The sequence below is a fragment of the Micromonospora parastrephiae genome (assembly GCF_016802865.1).
In the GTDB taxonomy this organism is placed as follows: domain Bacteria; phylum Actinomycetota; class Actinomycetes; order Mycobacteriales; family Micromonosporaceae; genus Micromonospora; species Micromonospora parastrephiae.
Window position 1 is genome coordinate 1 of record NZ_JAEVHM010000134.1, and the last position, 15,189, is coordinate 15,189.

A 15,189-nucleotide genomic window follows, 5' to 3' on the forward strand; every position below is an offset into this window, starting at 1 on the left:
GGCGGGCCACCCCGGGAGGGGCGGGCGCGTCGCGGGTGTGGGTTGCTGAGTTCTGGGCCGGGGGTTCTGGTGGGGGTCAGGCGGTCCGGGGTGGCGTCCAGGCCGGAGATCCAGCCGGTCACGTCACGGGCCACGTCCTGCGCCGTCAGGCCCAGGTCGGCGAGGATCTGCGCCCGGGTGCCGTGCGGGTGCCAGTCGGCCGGTACGCCCAGGTCCTTCAGCGGCACCCGGACGTCGGCGTCGCGCATCGCCTGGGCGAGCGCGTCGCCCACCCCGCCGACGCGTACGCCGTCCTCGACGCTGACCACGAGCCGGTGGCGGGCGGCCAGGTCGACCAGCTCCGCCGGGACCGGACGCACCCAGCGCGGGTCGACGACGGTGACCCCGTAGCCCTGCTCGGCGACCCGGGCGGCCACCTCCATGCCCAGCTGGCCGAAGGAGCCGACGGCGACCAGCAGCACGTCGGTACGCGCCGACTCGGCCAGCACGTCGACCGGACCGACCCGGCGCAGGGCCGGCAGGTCCGCGGCGACCGCGCCGGTCGGGAAGCGGAGCACGGTGGGGCCGTCGTCGACGGCCACCGCCTCGCGCAGCTCCTCCCGCAGCGTCGCGGCGTCCCGGGGCGCGGCGATCCGCAGCCCGGGCACCACGCCGAAGACGGACATGTCCCAGATGCCGTAGTGGCTGGGGCCGTCCGGGCCGGTGATGCCCGCCCGGTCCAGCACGAACGTCACCGGCAGCTTGTGCATCGCCACGTCCAGCAGGACCTGGTCGAAGGCGCGGTTGAGGAAGGTGGCGTAGACGGCGACCACCGGGTGCAGGCCGCCCAGCGCCAGCCCGGCCGCCGAGGTGGCCGCGTGCTGTTCGGCGATGCCCACGTCGTAGACCCGCTCGGGGTACTTGCGCGCCAGCTTGGCGATACCGGTCGGCTCGGCCATCGCCGCGGTGATGCCCACCACGTCCGGCCGCTCGTCGGCGAGGGCCAGCAGCTCGTCGGCGAAGACGTGGGTCCACTTGACCGAGGGGGCGGCCAGCAGGGCGCCGGTCTCCACGTCGAAGGCGCTGCTCGGGCCGTGCAGGCAGTCCGCCTCGTCCTCCTCGGCCGGGCGGTAGCCGTACCCCTTGCGGGTGACCGCGTGCACGATCACCGGGCCACCGAAGTTCTTCGCGGCGCGCAGCGCGACTCGACGGCGGCCACGTCGTGCCCGTCGACCGGGCCGACGTACTTGATGCCGAGGTCCTCGAACATGGCCTGCGGGGCGACCGCGTCCTTGATGCCCTTCTTGACCGCGTGCAGCACCTCGTACATCGGCTTGCCGACCAGCGGGGTGGAGCCGAGGGCGTCCTTGACCGTGTCGAGGACCTTCTCGTAGCCGGGGTTGAGCCGCAGCGAGGAGAGGTGGTCGGCCAGGCCGCCGATGGTGGGGGCGTACGAGCGGCCGTTGTCGTTGACGACGATCACGAGGGGGTTGCCGGCGGTGGCGATGTTGTTCAGCGCCTCCCAGCACATGCCGCCGGTGAGCGCGCCGTCGCCGACCACGGCCACGACGCTGCGCGCCTCGCCCCGCAGGGCGTACGCCTTGGCCAGGCCGTCGGCGTAGGAGAGCGCGGTGGAGGCGTGCGAGTTCTCGATCAGGTCGTGCTCGCTCTCCGCCTGGCTGGGGTAGCCGGAGAGGCCACCACGCTGGCGGAGCTTGTCGAAGCCGGCCTGGCGTCCGGTGAGGATCTTGTGGACGTACGACTGGTGGCCGGTGTCGAACAGGAGCCGGTCGCGGGGGGAGTCGAAGACGCGGTGCATGGCCAGCGTCAGCTCGACCACACCGAGGTTGGGCCCGACGTGCCCGCCGGTGCGGGAGACCTTCGCGATCAGGAAGTCCCGGATCTCCGCGGCGAGAACGTCCAATTCCTCGCCCGACATCCGCTTGACGTCCTGCGGACCGCGTACCGTCCCCAGCAACCGACCGTGGTTGGCCGTGTCCTCTTCAACGCTCATGACCGGAGAGTCTATCGGCCGCCCGGTACTCCGCAGCCCGACCCGAGCCGCCCGGGCCGCGCCCGACGGCTGAGCGCCTGCTCAGGCACGGATCCGCAGCCGGCGCGGCGGGCTGGCCGGAGTGCCGGAGTACGCCGGCCCGGCCGGGGTCCACGAGCCGAGCACCGTGCCGCGGGTGGCGCCGGTCACCGACGGGATCGCCCCGGGAAGGCCGTGCCAGGACAGCCAGCCGAGCAGAGCGAACGCGTACGCCTCCTTGGCCTGCGCGGGCACGCCCAACTCGTCGGTGCCGCGCAGCCGCCACCGGCCGGCGCCCAGGGCGGCGAGCCGCCCCAGCAGGGTGGGGTTGCGCACACCGCCGCCGGCGGCGACGACCTCGACCAGAGCGTGCCGGTCGCACTCGGCGGCGACCACCCGTGCGGTCAGCTCGGTGAGTGTGGCCAGCAGGTCGTCCACCGGCACCGGCTCGTCGAGCGCGGCCAGCCGCCGCTCCAGGTAGCCGGCGTGGAACAGCTCCTTGCCGGTGGACTTGGGCGGCGCCGCCGCGTAGTACGGCTCGGCCAGCAGCTCGGCGAGCAGCCCCGGGTGCACCCGGCCGGCCGCCGCCCGCGCGCCGTCGAGGTCACACGGTTGGTCGAGGAAGCGGCGGGCCGCGGCGTCCAGCAGGGCGTTGGCCGGGCCCACGTCGTACCCGAGGACCGGCGCCCCCGGCGCGACCACGGTGAGGTTGGCGATGCCGCCGAGGTTCAGCGCCGCGCGCGGCCCGGCGGCGCCGTCGAGCAGCAGCGCGTCGAAGGCCGGCACCAGCGGTGCGCCCTGCCCGCCGGCGGCGATGTCCGCCGAACGCAGGTCACTGAGCACCGGTACGCCGACCCGGGCGGCCACCCGGGCCACCGCGCCCAGTTGCAGGGTGCCCCGGGCCGTCCCGTCGGCGACCCAGTGGAAGACCGTCTGACCGGGCGAGACCACCGCGTCGGCGCGCCCACCGGCCAGTTCCAGGCCGACCGCCGCCGCGTCGGCGAAGACCTCGCCGAGGCGGTTGTCGAGCCGGCAGACGGCCTCGATGGTGGTGGACGCCGGCGGCAGCAGCGCGGCGATCTGGGCGCGCAGCTCCTCGTCGTAGTCCAGGCCGCGGTGCCCCAACGGCCGCAGCCACAGGGTGTCCCCCTCGACGTCGAACTCCGCCGCGACGACGTCCACCCCGTCGTACGACGTCCCCGACATCAACCCGACGACGCGCACTAGCGCTCGACCGCCGGGAGCAGCAGCCCGACCAGTTCGACGTGCTGCGTCATCGGGAACAGGTCGAAGCCGCGCAGCGCGGCCAGCCGCCAGCCGAGGTCGGCGAAGGTGCGCACGTCGCGGGCGAAGGCGGCCGGGTCGCACGCCACGTACGCGACCGCCCGCGGGCCGGCCGCGGCCAGCGCGCGGACGACCGGGGCGCGGCGCCGGAGCGGGGTGGGTCGAGCACCACCACGTCGACCGGGCCGGTGATCCGTCGGCGGGCCAGCGCGGTCTCCACCCGGGCCGACACCACCTCGACGCGGGGCAGGTCGGCCAGGTTCTGTCGGGCGGCGGCGACGCCCTGCGGCGCCGCCTCCACCAGGGTCACCCGGCCGGTCGCGCCGACCCGGGCGGCCAGCCCGGCGGCGAACAGCCCGGCACCGCCGTAGAGGTCCCAGGCCACCTCGCCCGGTCGGGGGTCGAGCAGCTCCAGCACGGCCGCGGAGAGGGTGTCCGCCGCGGCCGGGTGCACCTGCCAGAAGGCGGACGCGGGCAGTGTCCAGTCCCGTCCGGCGGCCACCTCACGGACCTCGGTCGGACCGCTCACCGGGGTGGGCACCCCGTCGCGGACCTCCGCGACGGTCACGTCGCCGCCGGTGCTGGCGACGGTCTCCACCGCCTCGGCGGTCGGCCAGCGCGCGCCGGTCGGGGTGAGCACCGCGAGCTGCTGGATGGCCGGGTGGGCGATCCGGCAACGGTCGATCGGCACCACCTCGTGCGAGCGGTGCTTGAGCAGGCCGGCCCGGTCCGCGGCGTCCACCGCGTAGCGGACCCGCGACCGCCAGCCCAGCAGCCCACCGGGCAGCGCCTCGACCCGGACGCCGAGCCGGTCCAGCTCGGCGTCGCCCAGCCCACCGAGGCGGACCAGCTGCTCGCGCACCACGGCGGCCTTCCACGCCAGTTGGGCGTCCGGGGCGACGTGTTGCAGGTCGCAGCCGCCGCAAACGCCCGGCTTCGCGTACGGGCAGGGTGGCTCGACGCGGTCCGGTGAGGCGTGCAGCACGGTCACCGCGTCGGCCCGGACGAACCCCCGGTGCACCTCGGTGACCTCGGCGACGACCCGTTCACCGGGCAGGGCGTGCCGGACGAAGACCACCTGCCCGTCGACCCGGGCCACGCAGTGCCCGCCGGGTGCGACGGCGTCGACGGTGAGTTCGACGCGTTCCGCCTCGGCCAGCCCACGCTCCGGTGGCGCCGATGTCGCGGCCCCGCCCACGCCCGCCTCAGTCACGGCCGGTCCCGCCCTGGCCACGGTCGACCGGGCCGCCGTCGCCGGTCGACGCGGAGGCCACCGGCGGCACGTCCGGGGGCACGGTGCCCCGCGAGCCCATCCGGGGGCCCCGCGCCGGGGTCCGGGACAGCGTGGCGTCCAGCCGGTCCAGGTTCTTGCTCGCCGTCGAGGCGAGCTGCCACGGCACGCTGACCACCATCACCCCCGGTTCGAAGAGCAGCCGGCCCTTGAGGCGCAGCGCGCTCTGGTTGTGCAGCAGGTTCTCCCACCAGCGGCCGACCACGTACTCGGGGATGAAGACGGTGACCACGTCCCGGGGCGACTTGCGGCGGGTGGAGGCGACGAAGTCCAGGATCGGCCGGGTGATCTCCCGGTACGGCGAGTCGATCACGGTGAGCGGGATGGCCATCTCCCGACGCTCCCACTCGGCCTGCAGGTCCCGGGTGTCCTCCTCGTCCACGTTGACCGTCACGGCGGTCAGCGTGTCCGGCCGGGTGGCCCGGGCGTACGCGATGGCCCGCAGGGTCGGCTGGTGCAGCTTGCTGACCAGCACGATCGCGTGGTTGCGGGCGGGCAGCACGGCCCGGCCCTCGTCCGGGGGGGTCAGCTCGACGGCGATCCGGTCGTAGTGCCGGCGGATGGCCAGCATCAACAGGTAGATCACCGCCATCGCGGCGATCGCGATCCAGGCGCCGAGCAGGAACTTGGTGATCAGGACGATCACCAGCACGGTGCCGGTGAGCCCCATCCCGAAGGTGTTGATGGCCCGGGAGCGGTGCATCCGCTGACGCGCCTCCGGGTCCCGCTCGGTGCGCAGGCGCCGGTTCCAGTGCCGGATCATGCCGGCCTGGGAGACGGTGAACGAGACGAAGACCCCGACGATGTAGAGCTGGATGAGGCGCGTCACCTCGGCCTGGAAGCCGACGATCAGCACGATCGCGAAGACGGCGAGGAAGGTGATGCCGTTGGAGAACGCCAGCCGGTCGCCCCGGGTGTGGAACTGGCGGGGCAGGTAGCGGTCCTGGGCGAGGATCGAGCCCAGCACCGGGAACCCGTTGAACGCGGTGTTCGCGGCCAGGAAGAGGATCAGGGCGGTCATCCCGGCCACCACGTAGAGCAGGATCGAGCCGGAGCCGAAGACCGTCTCGCCGAGCTGGGTGGTGACCGTCTTCTGCACGTACCCCTCGGGGCCCGAGACGATCTGAAGCGCCGGGTCCTCGACGAACTGCAGGTGGGTCAGCCGGGCCAGCCAGATGATCCCGACGAGCAGGCTCACCGCGATCGCACCCAGGAGCAGCAGGGTGGTGGCCGCGTTGCGGCTCTTCGGCGCCTTGAACGCCGGCACGCCGTTGGAGATCGCCTCGACACCGGTGAGCGCGGCGGCACCCGAGCTGAACGTCCGCAGCAGGAGGAAGACCAGCGCGAAACCGGTCACGCTGTGCTCGGCCTGGATGACCAGGTCGGCACTGGGCGCACGGAGATCGTCGCCCAGCACGAAGACCCGGAACAGCCCGGTGAGCAGCATTCCGCCCATCACGATGACGAAGCCGTAGGTGGGGATGGCGAACGCGGTGCCCGACTCGCGCAGCCCGCGCAGGTTGACAGCGGTCAGCAGGACCACCGCGATCACCGCGATGAGGACCTTGTGGGTGGCCACGAACGGCACCACGGAGCCCAGGTTGGCCACCCCGGAGGAGACCGACACCGCCACCGTGAGGACGTAGTCGACCAGCAGGGCGCTGGCCACACCGACGCCGAACTTCGGCCCCAGGTTGACCGTGGCCACCTCGTAGTCGCCGCCGCCGGACGGGTAGGCGTGCACGTTCTGCCGGTAGCTGGCCACCACCGTGAGCATCACCACGACCACCGCGAGGGCGATCCACGGGGAGAACAGGAACGCCGAGGCGCCGGCGATGGAGAGGGTCAGCAGGATCTCGTCGGGCGCGTACGCGACGCTGGACAGCGCGTCGGAGGCGAACACGGGCAGCGCGATGCGCTTCGGCAGGAGGGTGTGCTGCAGCCGGTCGGACCGGAACGGTCGACCGAGGAGCAGCCGCTTCAGCAGCGAGGTGGGACTGGCCACGAACGCCAAGGGTACGACCACCACGTCGCGAGCGCGGGGGTGGGCGATCGTGACCGGTCTGCGCGACGGGGTACGGTCGGTCCCCGCTGCGCACCCGGACGTGGCAGGCTCGCATCGAGAGGCCACCGGCAGCGGGAGCGGTACGCACCTTTGGGAGGGACAGCGTGCACGTCGTGATCATGGGTTGTGGCCGGGTCGGGTCGACCCTCGCCCACAGCCTGGAGTCCCGGGGGCACTCGGTGGCGGTGATCGACCAGGACGCCGACGCCTTCCGCCGGCTCGGCCCCGACTTCGCCGGCATCACGGTGACCGGGGCGGGCTTCGACGGCGAGGTGCTGCGGCAGGCCGGCATCGAGCGGGCGGACGCCTTCGCGGCCGTCTCCAGCGGCGACAACTCCAACATCATCTCGGCCCGGTTGGCCCGCGAGACGTTCGGCGTGTCCCGGGTGGCCGCCCGGATCTACGACCAGCGCCGGGCGCAGGTCTACGAGCGGCTGGGCATCCCCACCGTGGCGACCGTGCGGTGGACGGCCGACCGGATGCTGCGGCACATCGTGCCGGAGGGCAACGTGGAAATCTTCCGCGACCCGACGAGCACCGTGTCGATCGTCGAGGTCCCGGTGCACAAGGACTGGATCGGCCGTTCGGTGCGCGCACTGGAGGAGGCGTCCGGGGCGCGGGTGGCCTACCTGATCCGCTTCGGTATCGGCACGCTGCCCACCGCGTCCAGCGTCGTGCAGGAGGGTGACCAGGTGTTCATGCTGGTCAGCGACGACATCGTGGCGATGGTCACGTCGGTGGCGGCGACGCCGCCGGAAGGGGGGCACTGAGCCATGCGGATCGCCATCGCCGGCGCCGGCAACGTGGGCCGCTCGATCGCCCAGGAGCTGATCGAGAACGGCCACCAGGTGATGCTGATCGAGCGCCAGCCGAAGATGCTGCGCCCGGAGCGGGTGCCGTCCGCCGAGTGGGTGCTGGCCGACGCCTGCGAGCTGGCCAGCCTGGAGGAGGCCAACGTCGCCGGCTGCGACGTGGTGGTCGCGGCCACCGGCGACGACAAGGTCAACCTGGTGGTGTCGCTGCTGGCCAAGACCGAGTTCGCGGTGCCCCGCGTGGTCGCCCGGGTCAACCGCGCCGAGAACGAGTGGCTGTTCACCGAGCAGTGGGGCGTGGACGTCGCGGTGAGCAAGCCGCGGGTGATGGCCGCGCTGGTCGAGGAGGCGGTCACCGTCGGCGACCTGGTCCGGCTCATGACCTTCCGGCAGGGCGAGGCCAACCTCGTCGAGATCACGCTGCCGCCGACCGCGCCCTACGTCGGCCAGCCCATCCACGCCGTGCCGCTGCCGCGCGACTCCGCGCTGGTGGCGATCCTCCGCGGCAAGCGGGTCCTGGTGCCCAGCCCGGACGACCCGATCGAGGCCGGCGACGAGCTGGTCTTCGTCTGCACCGCCGAGGTGGAGGACGAGGTCCGCGCGGTGATCCTCGGCCCGGACAGCGTCGAACGGACCCGCGGCTCACGCTGAGCCGCCGGAAGGGCCGGCAGCGCGGACTTCCGCGACGCTCAGGCGCCGGGCAGCGGGGTGGCTTGCGACTCCCGGGTGACCCGGCGCACCGTCCAGACGGTGATCAGCAGCAGCAGCGCGTACGGCGGGTAGCCCAGGGCCAGCCGGGCCACGCCCAGCGCGGTGTCCTGGTGGGCCAGGTAGAGGCCGGCCTGCACGCCCACCTTGGCCAGCCAGACCACGCCCCAGAGCACGGTCAGCTGGGTGAAGGTGCGCACCAGCTTCGGATCGGCCCGCCACTCCGAGCGGCCCTTGGCGACCAGCACCGACCAGATCCAGCCCACCAGGGGTTGCCGGATGGCCGCCGAGATCAGCAGGGCCACGCCGTAGCCGATGCCGTAGAGGATGCCGGGGAGGTAGAAATCCCGCTCGTCGCCGGTACGCCAGGCGATGGCCGCGCCGACGCCCACGCCGAACAGCCCGTTGACCGCGTGCCGGATCGGCCGGCGCTGGACCAGCCGCAACCCGGCGATCAGCAGCGCGACGGCCACCGAGGCGATCACCGCGGGCCGCAGCTCGCCGATGATGTTGGCGAGGACGAAGACCACCACCGGGATGCTGGACTCGACCAGCCCTCGCCAGCCGCCGAGCTGGTCGGCCATCTGCTCGGCGATCGTCGGCAGTTGCTCGTCGTCCTCGGCGCCGGTGCCCGGCTGAGCCGCCCGGTCCTGTCCCGTCGTCATCGCCGGCCTTCCGTCCGCAACGCCGTCACTTCGGCGAGTCCAGCTCGTAGTACGGGTTGTAGATGACCTTGCGGTCGTCGCGTACCGCCACCCGGCCGCGAGCGGTCAGGTGCCGCCCCGGCTCGATCCCGGCGATGTGCCGCCGGCCCAGCCAGACCAGGGTGACGACGTCACTGCCGTCGTACAGGTCGGCCTCCAGGGTGGGCAGGTTGGTCCGCGGCGTGTAGACCACGGTGCGCAGCCGACCGGCGACCGAGACCAACTGGCCCCGGGAGCACATCTGCGCCGGGATGCCGCCGCACTCGGCGCTCTCCCGACGCAGCTCCTGCGCGTCGATCTCGGCCTCGCTGGCGGTGAACCGTTGCAGGAGCCGCCGCAGCGACACCCTGCCCTCGTCGGTCGTCATGACCTCCGCGTCACCCTCTCCACGCTCACCGGCCTCGGCCGGCACTGGCCCGGCCCCGACGACGCCGGAACCGTGCCGCCAGCGTACGCCGACGGGGCCGGTTCCGGCGGGCCGGTGCGCGTCGGTCAGACCTGACGCGGGGCGGCGGCGGTGGAGTCGTCCTCGGCGCCGGTCTGGTCGGCGATCTCCCGGGGCAGCCGCAGCGGCAGCGGCTCGCGGACCGGCTTCGCCTCCTGGCCCCGGTCGACCACCAGGCCGTCCAGGCACTCGGCCAGCGGGCCGGCGGTGGTCGGATCGGTCGCCACCGGGCCCTGGAACACACCGCGGACCATCCAGCGCGGCCCGTCGACGCCGACGAACCGCAGGTTCGTCGGGCCGTCCGGGGTGCGCACCTGGGCGTGCAGCTCGGGGCCGTACTCGCCCTCGACCTCCTGCGCGGCGGCGCCGTCGCGCAGCAGCGACTGGCGGATCTCCTCGCGCACCTCACCCCAGATCCCCTCGGACCGGGGGGCGGCGAAGACGCCCAGCTGCAACGCGTTGTCCCCGTGCACCAGCACCACCTGCTGGATCACGCCCTGCGGGTCGGCCTGCACCCGCACCTCCACCTCGGCGATCGCCGGGATGTGCAGGCTGCCCAGGTCGAGCCGCTGCACGTCGTCGTCGACCTCGGAAATGTCGTACGGGCCGCGCACCAGCGCCGATGCCGACGTGTCGGCACCCTGGTCGAGGACCTCGGTGGTCCGCTCGTCGCGGGTGTGCCGCCCGGCACCGGCCCGCTTTCGGGAGAAGATCACTGCGCCCACCCTCCGCTGTTCACACTCACCCTGCCACCTCTTCCGTGCACCCGCGTCCCGGCTCGTCCGGCCGCTGCTCGACCCGACCCTGACCCGCCGGCGACGGCACCAGCCCGGCGTGCCCGCCGGTGGAGCCGTGCCCACCGGTCCCGCGCCGGGACCCGGGCAGCTCGAGCACCGGCTCGAACCGCGCCCGCGCGACCCGCTGGACCACGAGCTGTGCGATCCGGTCGCCGCGGGAGATCTTCGCCGGTGTGTCCCGATCATGGTTGATCAGGTTGACCAGGATCTCACCCCGGTAGCCGGCGTCGACCGTACCGGGCGCGTTGAGCACCGTCACGCCGAGCCTGGCCGCCAGACCGGAGCGGGGATGGACCAGGCCCACGTACCCCTCCGGCAGCGCCACGGCGACGCCGGTGGGCACCAGGGCGCGGCCGCCGGGCGGCAGCTCCACGTCCGTGGCCGCCACCAGGTCGGCGCCGGCGTCGCCGGGATGGGCGTACGTGGGCAGCGGCAGCTCGCCGTCGAGCTGCCGTACGGGCACGGGTACGACGTCGGTCACGGGTCCCCTCTTCCGTCCGGTTCACGGGGTGACCCTGCCATCCTGCCGGTTGGCCGGGCCGTCGTGCGCCGTACCCTCGCAGGAGTGAGCATGTCGCCCTCCCCGTCCGCCGGTCAGCCGCCCGTGGCGGCCCGCACGGCGTACGCCGAACGGCTGGACCTGCCCTGGTGGCTGTGGCTGGCGGGGCTGGTGGCCGCCGCCCTGCTGGCCGTCGAGATCTGGATGGGCGCCTCCGGCGTCCGCGCCTGGCTGCCGTTCGCGGTGCTGCTGCCGGCGACCGCTGCCGGGTTGTGGTGGCTGGGCCGGATCCGGGTCGCGGTCGCCGACGCCGAACTGCGGGTGGACGACGCCCGGCTGCCGGTGCGTTTCGTGGCCGACGTGGTCCCGTTGGACGTGGCCGGCCGCCGTGAGGTGCTCGGGGTGGGTGCCGATCCGCTCGCCTTCGTGGTGCAGCGGCCGTGGATCGGCGGCGCCGTGCAGGTGGTGCTCGACGATCCGGCCGATCCGACGCCCTTCTGGGTGGTGAGCACCCGGCACCCGGTCGAGCTGGCCGAGGCGGTGCTGGCCGCACGGGACGCTCTGCGGCCCGCCGGCCGGGCGGCCGGCGAGCCGGGCTGATCGGACGCTGACGGCCGGCTCAGGTGCCCGTGGGCGGGCCGGGCAGTGCCGGCGGTGGCGCAGGTCGGGCGATGCCGCGCCGGCGCAGGTCCACCTGGAGCTGCTCGGCCATCTGCTGGGTGGCCCGACGGTTGAGGAAGCTGGCCACCGCCGCGCCGGTGAGGAACGGCCCGAGCGTGGTGAGGTTACGCCCGAAGCGCCGCAGCAGCATGTCCCGCAGTTCCTTGCGGGCGGCGGTGCCGAGCACCGCGCCCACCCCGACGCCGGGGACCATGGGGTTGACCCCGCGCTGGGTGGCCCAGGAGTGCACCAGGGCGACCGCCCGTTGGCTGCCACCGTCCGGCAGCGACACCCCGTGGATCTCGTGCAGCTCGCCGACCAGCTTCAGCTCCACCGCCACCACGGCGACGGTCTCGGCGGCGAGCAGCACCGGGGCGGAGAGCAGGGTCGGGGCGACGGTCCACTCGACGGCGGCGACTCCCCCACCGGCCGCGCCGATCGCCGCGGTGGTCCGCGACGCGTTGCGGACCAACCGCTCGGCGAGGGCGGCGTCGTCCAGACCGGGAAAGTGCGCGCGCAGGGTGTCCAGGTCGCGTACCGGCACGTGCGGGGCGATCTCGGCGACGGTGTCGACCATCCAGCGCACGGCGGCGCGGGGCTTGAACAGGTCGGAGATCCCCCGGGCGCGGGCCTGCCCGACCATGCGGGTCAGCAGTTGGCGGCGTCGGGCCGGCTCGATGTCGTCCGCGGTCAACGCGGCGACGGTGGCGCCGAGGTCGTCGGCACCACCGCCGGTGGTCTCGCCTCGATCGCTCATGGGTCGGACCTCCCGGTGCAGTGGCTACCCGTTACGAGTGAAGCAGGTACCCACCTGTGCCGCACGGCTACACCGCAGCGGCGGCCCCGATCAGGAGGCCGCCGCTGGTGTCACGCGTGTCAGACGCACTCGCGGCAGATCAGCTCGCCGTTGCGCTCGACCGCCAGCTGGCTGCGGTGATGCACCAGGAAGCAGCGGGCACACCGGAACTCGTCCTGCTGCATCGGTAGCACCTTGACCGTGAGCTCCTCGTCGGCCAGGTCGGCGCCGGGCAGCTCGAAGCTCTCGGCCACCTCGGCCTCGTCAACGTCCACCGCGCCCGACTGTGAGTCGACGCGCCGGGCCTTGAGCTCTTCCAGGCTGTCCTCGCCGAGGTCGACCTCGTCGCGACGCGGGGCGTCGTAGTCGGTGGCCATCGGTTTTCACTCTCCCATATCGATGTTGTCGCTTCCCGGTTGTAACGCCGGGCGACGCTGTTTCGGTTCCGCTGGCCGGCCACCACTTGTGTCGGGCACCCGACCCGGGGACCGAACGGGTCGGGACCGCTGGGGCGACTCCCCTGCGAGCGCGGAACCTTACCCCCCCTTGGGCGAGGCATGTATACCGCCCTTGCGGCTGAGATGTACGCCCCAGCACGCGAAGTTGTTCCCAATGTGACTCAGGCGACACGAAGATAGGGGTAGTAGTACCCGGTTCGCGGTCGCCGCGCCGGCATGTCGGACTGTTTCCACGCGACGGCCGGACAACCGTTAACCTCAGCGGCGTATTCGACGGCCGGCGGTCAGAGATCGTTGCCACCCACCTGACGTCCCGGGGAGTGCCCTGATGAGTTTTGCGCGAGTACGAGCACTCGTCGTCGTCGGCCTGCTGGCGGTCATTGCCCTGGTCTTCGTCGTCGTGGCCGTGGTCCGCGACAGCCAGGGCGAGGCGGGCACCGCCGCGGGCTGCCCCGAGGGCTGGCCGCTGGCCGACCTGACCCTGCGCGAGCGCAAGGACGTGAAGATCAACGTCTACAACGCCACCAACCAGCCCGGCCTCGCCCGCACGGTCGCCGACGAGTTCAGCAACCGGCAGTTCCAGGTCAAGAAGACCGGGACCGAAAAGAAGCAGCTCGACGACATCGCGGTGCTGCGGTACGGCCCGAAGGGCGTCGCTCGGCGCACCTGCTGCAGGCGTACTTCCTCAACAACGCCGAGCCGGGCTACGACGAGAAGCGCACCGACGACACGGTGGACGTGGTGCTCGGCAATGGCTTCCAGCAGCTGGCCACGACCACCGAGGTCAACCAGTCGCTCGGTGACTCGGGCGCGCCGGAGGCACCCAAGGGCAGCTGCCCGATGCCGGTCAAGAAGTAGCCGGGCCGCCCGCGGCCGCTCAGGGGCCGCCGGCGGCGTCCAGGTCGTCCAGGCGGTCGTGCAGCGGCGCGAAGAGGGCCTCGGGCGCCGCCAGCACCAGGTCCGGGCCGGCCGGCAACCCTCGCAGGCCGGCCACCCGCAGCCCCGCCTCGCTCGCCACCAGGCCTCCGGCGGCCTGGTCCCAGGCCGCCAGGCCCTTCTCGAAGTACGCGTCCACCCGCCCCTCGGCGGCCAGGCAGAGGTCCAGGGCGGCGGCGCCGAGCCGCCGGATGTCCCGTACGTGCGGGATGAGCCCGGCGACCACCCGGGCCTGGTGCGACCGGCGCGCGGCGTCGTAGCCGAAGCCGGTGGCGACCAGCGCCTGCCCGAGGTCGGTCTCCGTCGAGCAGCGCAACCGCTGCCCCGCCCGCCAGGCGCCGCCGCCCACGGTGGCCGTCCACTCCTCGCCGGTGAACACGTTGCGGACCACCCCGGCGACCACCGCCCCGTCGACCTCGGCGGCCAGCGAGACCGCGCAGTGCGCCAGCCCGTACAGGTAGTTGACCGTGCCGTCGATCGGGTCGACGATCCAGCGCACCCCGCTACCCGTCGCGCCGTGGGCGCCAGCGCCGGGCTCCTCGCCGTACTCCTCGCCGAGCACCGAGTCGTCGGGGCGGAGCGTGGCCAGCGCGTCGAGGACCTGCCGCTCGACCGCCCGGTCGGCGGCGGTGACCACGTCGGTGATGGTGGACTTGGTCGCGGCGACCACGACCCCCTCGGCCCGCATCCGGTACGCGGTGTCCGCCGCCTCCCGGGCCACGTCGATCGCGATCGCGAGCAGTTCCTGCGGCGTCGGCGTCGAGCCGGTCATGGTTGCCCCTTTCCACACGCCAGCGCCTGCGTGCCCATCATGGTCCATGATCCTGGTGACAAACCGGTGCCGACCAGTGCCGGGTCTGACCGGCATGTCCGGTTTGTATTGGTAATGTCCGCTAGGTGCTCAGCTCCCCGGCCCCGTCCACGGCGTTCCCGCCCGCTCCCCCACCGCGGCCCACCTGCGGCCATCGCGCTCCGCACCCGAACCGCCACCGCCGAAAAGCAGTCCCTGCTGGTCAACCGGCACCTCGGGCTCGGTCCGCCCATCGGCGACCGCGACGGTCGAGGCCGCACGCGCCGTACGCGAGTATCATCCTTACAAAGTCCACATCAGCGCCGAATCGGCGGTCTCACCGCGGTTACGCAGTGCGGCGCAGGATGATCGCCGCAGACGGCGTTACAATTCACCCCTGCCCACGCGCCACGGACCGCCGACCACCGGCCGGCCCGGGACACGGGGGACCCTCAACCACATCGCCCGGCCTGGTCGACCCATCCTGTGCCGGACGACCCGGCCGTGCCCGCTCTTCGCCTCCGGAAGGTCATTCGTGACAGAACCCCGCCAGCCCGGCGCCGACGTTCGCTCGCTCACCGACACCCTGATCGCCCACGCGCAGAGCGCCGGTGGCCAGCTCACGTCGGCCCAGCTCGCGCGCACCGTCGAGTCCGCCGAGGTGACTCCGGCCCAGGCCAAGAAGATCCTGCGGGCGCTCTCCGAGGCGGGAGTGACCGTAGTGGTGGACGGCTCGGCGAGCACCCGCCGCCGGGTCGCCGCGGCCCGCTCGACGACGCCGGCGTCCCGGGCCACCACCGCCAAGACCACCAAGAAGGCCGCCGCCCCCCGCGCCGAAGCAGGCACCCGCCTCCGACGAGGCGCCGTCGACGGCCGCTTCGCGGAAGGTGGCACCCCGCAAGGCCGCCGGCGGCACCGCCGAGGTCGCCGCCG

General features: G+C 73.5%; 12 protein-coding genes and 4 pseudogenes. 5 read left to right on the forward strand and 11 right to left on the reverse strand.

The window, feature by feature from the left end; all coding sequences use genetic code 11:
* The 4 genes and pseudogenes from dxs to JNW91_RS22420 form a co-directional block, all read right to left on the reverse strand.
* Positions 1-1,993 (reverse strand): annotated as a pseudogene (gene dxs / locus JNW91_RS22405) (1-deoxy-D-xylulose-5-phosphate synthase); the annotation flags it as partial.
* An 81-nt stretch (positions 1,994-2,074) separates the two neighbouring features.
* Positions 2,075-3,235, reverse strand: coding sequence for an anhydro-N-acetylmuramic acid kinase (locus JNW91_RS22410; protein ID WP_203177445.1), 1,161 nt, complete (start codon positions 3,233-3,235; stop codon positions 2,075-2,077).
* Positions 3,235-4,493, reverse strand: a pseudogene (locus JNW91_RS22415) (class I SAM-dependent RNA methyltransferase). The gene JNW91_RS22410 and the pseudogene JNW91_RS22415 overlap by 1 nt, the downstream one beginning before the upstream one ends.
* 7 nt (positions 4,494-4,500) lie before the next feature.
* The gene (locus JNW91_RS22420) at positions 4,501-6,591 is read right to left on the reverse strand and encodes an APC family permease (protein ID WP_203177446.1); all 2,091 of its coding nucleotides are present in this window, start codon (positions 6,589-6,591) and stop codon (positions 4,501-4,503) included.
* 164 nt (positions 6,592-6,755) lie between these two features.
* On the opposite strand from JNW91_RS22420, the gene JNW91_RS22425 reads away from it, so the two are divergent.
* Together JNW91_RS22425 and JNW91_RS22430 are read left to right on the forward strand one after the other, a co-directional pair.
* Positions 6,756-7,421 (forward strand): potassium channel family protein, encoded by a 666-nt coding sequence (locus JNW91_RS22425; protein ID WP_203177447.1) that lies wholly within the window; start codon positions 6,756-6,758, stop codon positions 7,419-7,421.
* Between the two features lie 3 nt (positions 7,422-7,424).
* The gene (locus JNW91_RS22430) at positions 7,425-8,114 is read left to right on the forward strand and encodes a potassium channel family protein (protein WP_203177448.1); all 690 of its coding nucleotides are present in this window, start codon (positions 7,425-7,427) and stop codon (positions 8,112-8,114) included.
* A 38-nt stretch (positions 8,115-8,152) separates the two neighbouring features.
* On the opposite strand, the gene JNW91_RS22435 is transcribed toward JNW91_RS22430, so the two are convergent.
* The 4 genes from JNW91_RS22435 to dut form a co-directional block, all read right to left on the reverse strand.
* Positions 8,153-8,836, reverse strand: coding sequence for a DUF3159 domain-containing protein (locus JNW91_RS22435; protein ID WP_203177449.1), 684 nt, complete (start codon positions 8,834-8,836; stop codon positions 8,153-8,155).
* Positions 8,837-8,861: 25 nt separating this feature from the next.
* Positions 8,862-9,242, reverse strand: a complete 381-nt coding sequence (locus JNW91_RS22440) for an OB-fold nucleic acid binding domain-containing protein (protein WP_203177450.1) — start codon at positions 9,240-9,242, stop codon at positions 8,862-8,864.
* A gap of 125 nt (positions 9,243-9,367) precedes the next feature.
* Entirely contained in the window at positions 9,368-10,036 is a 669-nt protein-coding gene (locus tag JNW91_RS22445; RefSeq protein ID WP_203177451.1) for a DUF3710 domain-containing protein, read from the reverse strand.
* A 25-nt stretch (positions 10,037-10,061) separates the two neighbouring features.
* Positions 10,062-10,598 (reverse strand): dUTP diphosphatase, encoded by a 537-nt coding sequence (dut, locus tag JNW91_RS22450; protein ID WP_203177452.1) that lies wholly within the window; start codon positions 10,596-10,598, stop codon positions 10,062-10,064.
* A gap of 84 nt (positions 10,599-10,682) precedes the next feature.
* Between dut and JNW91_RS22455 the strand changes: the two genes are divergently transcribed.
* Positions 10,683-11,216: a DUF3093 domain-containing protein gene (locus tag JNW91_RS22455; protein WP_407664369.1), complete on the forward strand. Its 534-nt coding sequence runs from the start codon at positions 10,683-10,685 to the stop codon at positions 11,214-11,216.
* A gap of 19 nt (positions 11,217-11,235) precedes the next feature.
* Here the strand turns inward: JNW91_RS22455 and JNW91_RS22460 are convergent, their stop codons facing one another.
* Both JNW91_RS22460 and JNW91_RS22465 read right to left on the reverse strand, forming a co-directional pair.
* Positions 11,236-12,033, reverse strand: coding sequence for a hypothetical protein (locus tag JNW91_RS22460; protein WP_203177454.1), 798 nt, complete (start codon positions 12,031-12,033; stop codon positions 11,236-11,238).
* A gap of 119 nt (positions 12,034-12,152) precedes the next feature.
* Positions 12,153-12,449 (reverse strand): DUF4193 domain-containing protein, encoded by a 297-nt coding sequence (locus JNW91_RS22465; RefSeq protein ID WP_007075406.1) that lies wholly within the window; start codon positions 12,447-12,449, stop codon positions 12,153-12,155.
* 409 nt (positions 12,450-12,858) lie between these two features.
* On the opposite strand from JNW91_RS22465, the pseudogene JNW91_RS22470 reads away from it, so the two are divergent.
* Positions 12,859-13,388, forward strand: a pseudogene (locus JNW91_RS22470) (LytR C-terminal domain-containing protein).
* A 19-nt stretch (positions 13,389-13,407) separates the two neighbouring features.
* On the opposite strand, the gene JNW91_RS22475 reads toward JNW91_RS22470, so the two are convergent.
* The gene (locus JNW91_RS22475; RefSeq protein WP_203177455.1) at positions 13,408-14,238 is read right to left on the reverse strand and encodes an inositol monophosphatase family protein; all 831 of its coding nucleotides are present in this window, start codon (positions 14,236-14,238) and stop codon (positions 13,408-13,410) included.
* A gap of 553 nt (positions 14,239-14,791) precedes the next feature.
* Here JNW91_RS22475 and JNW91_RS22480 point away from each other — a divergent pair.
* Positions 14,792-15,189: pseudogene (locus tag JNW91_RS22480) on the forward strand (RNA polymerase sigma factor); the annotation flags it as partial.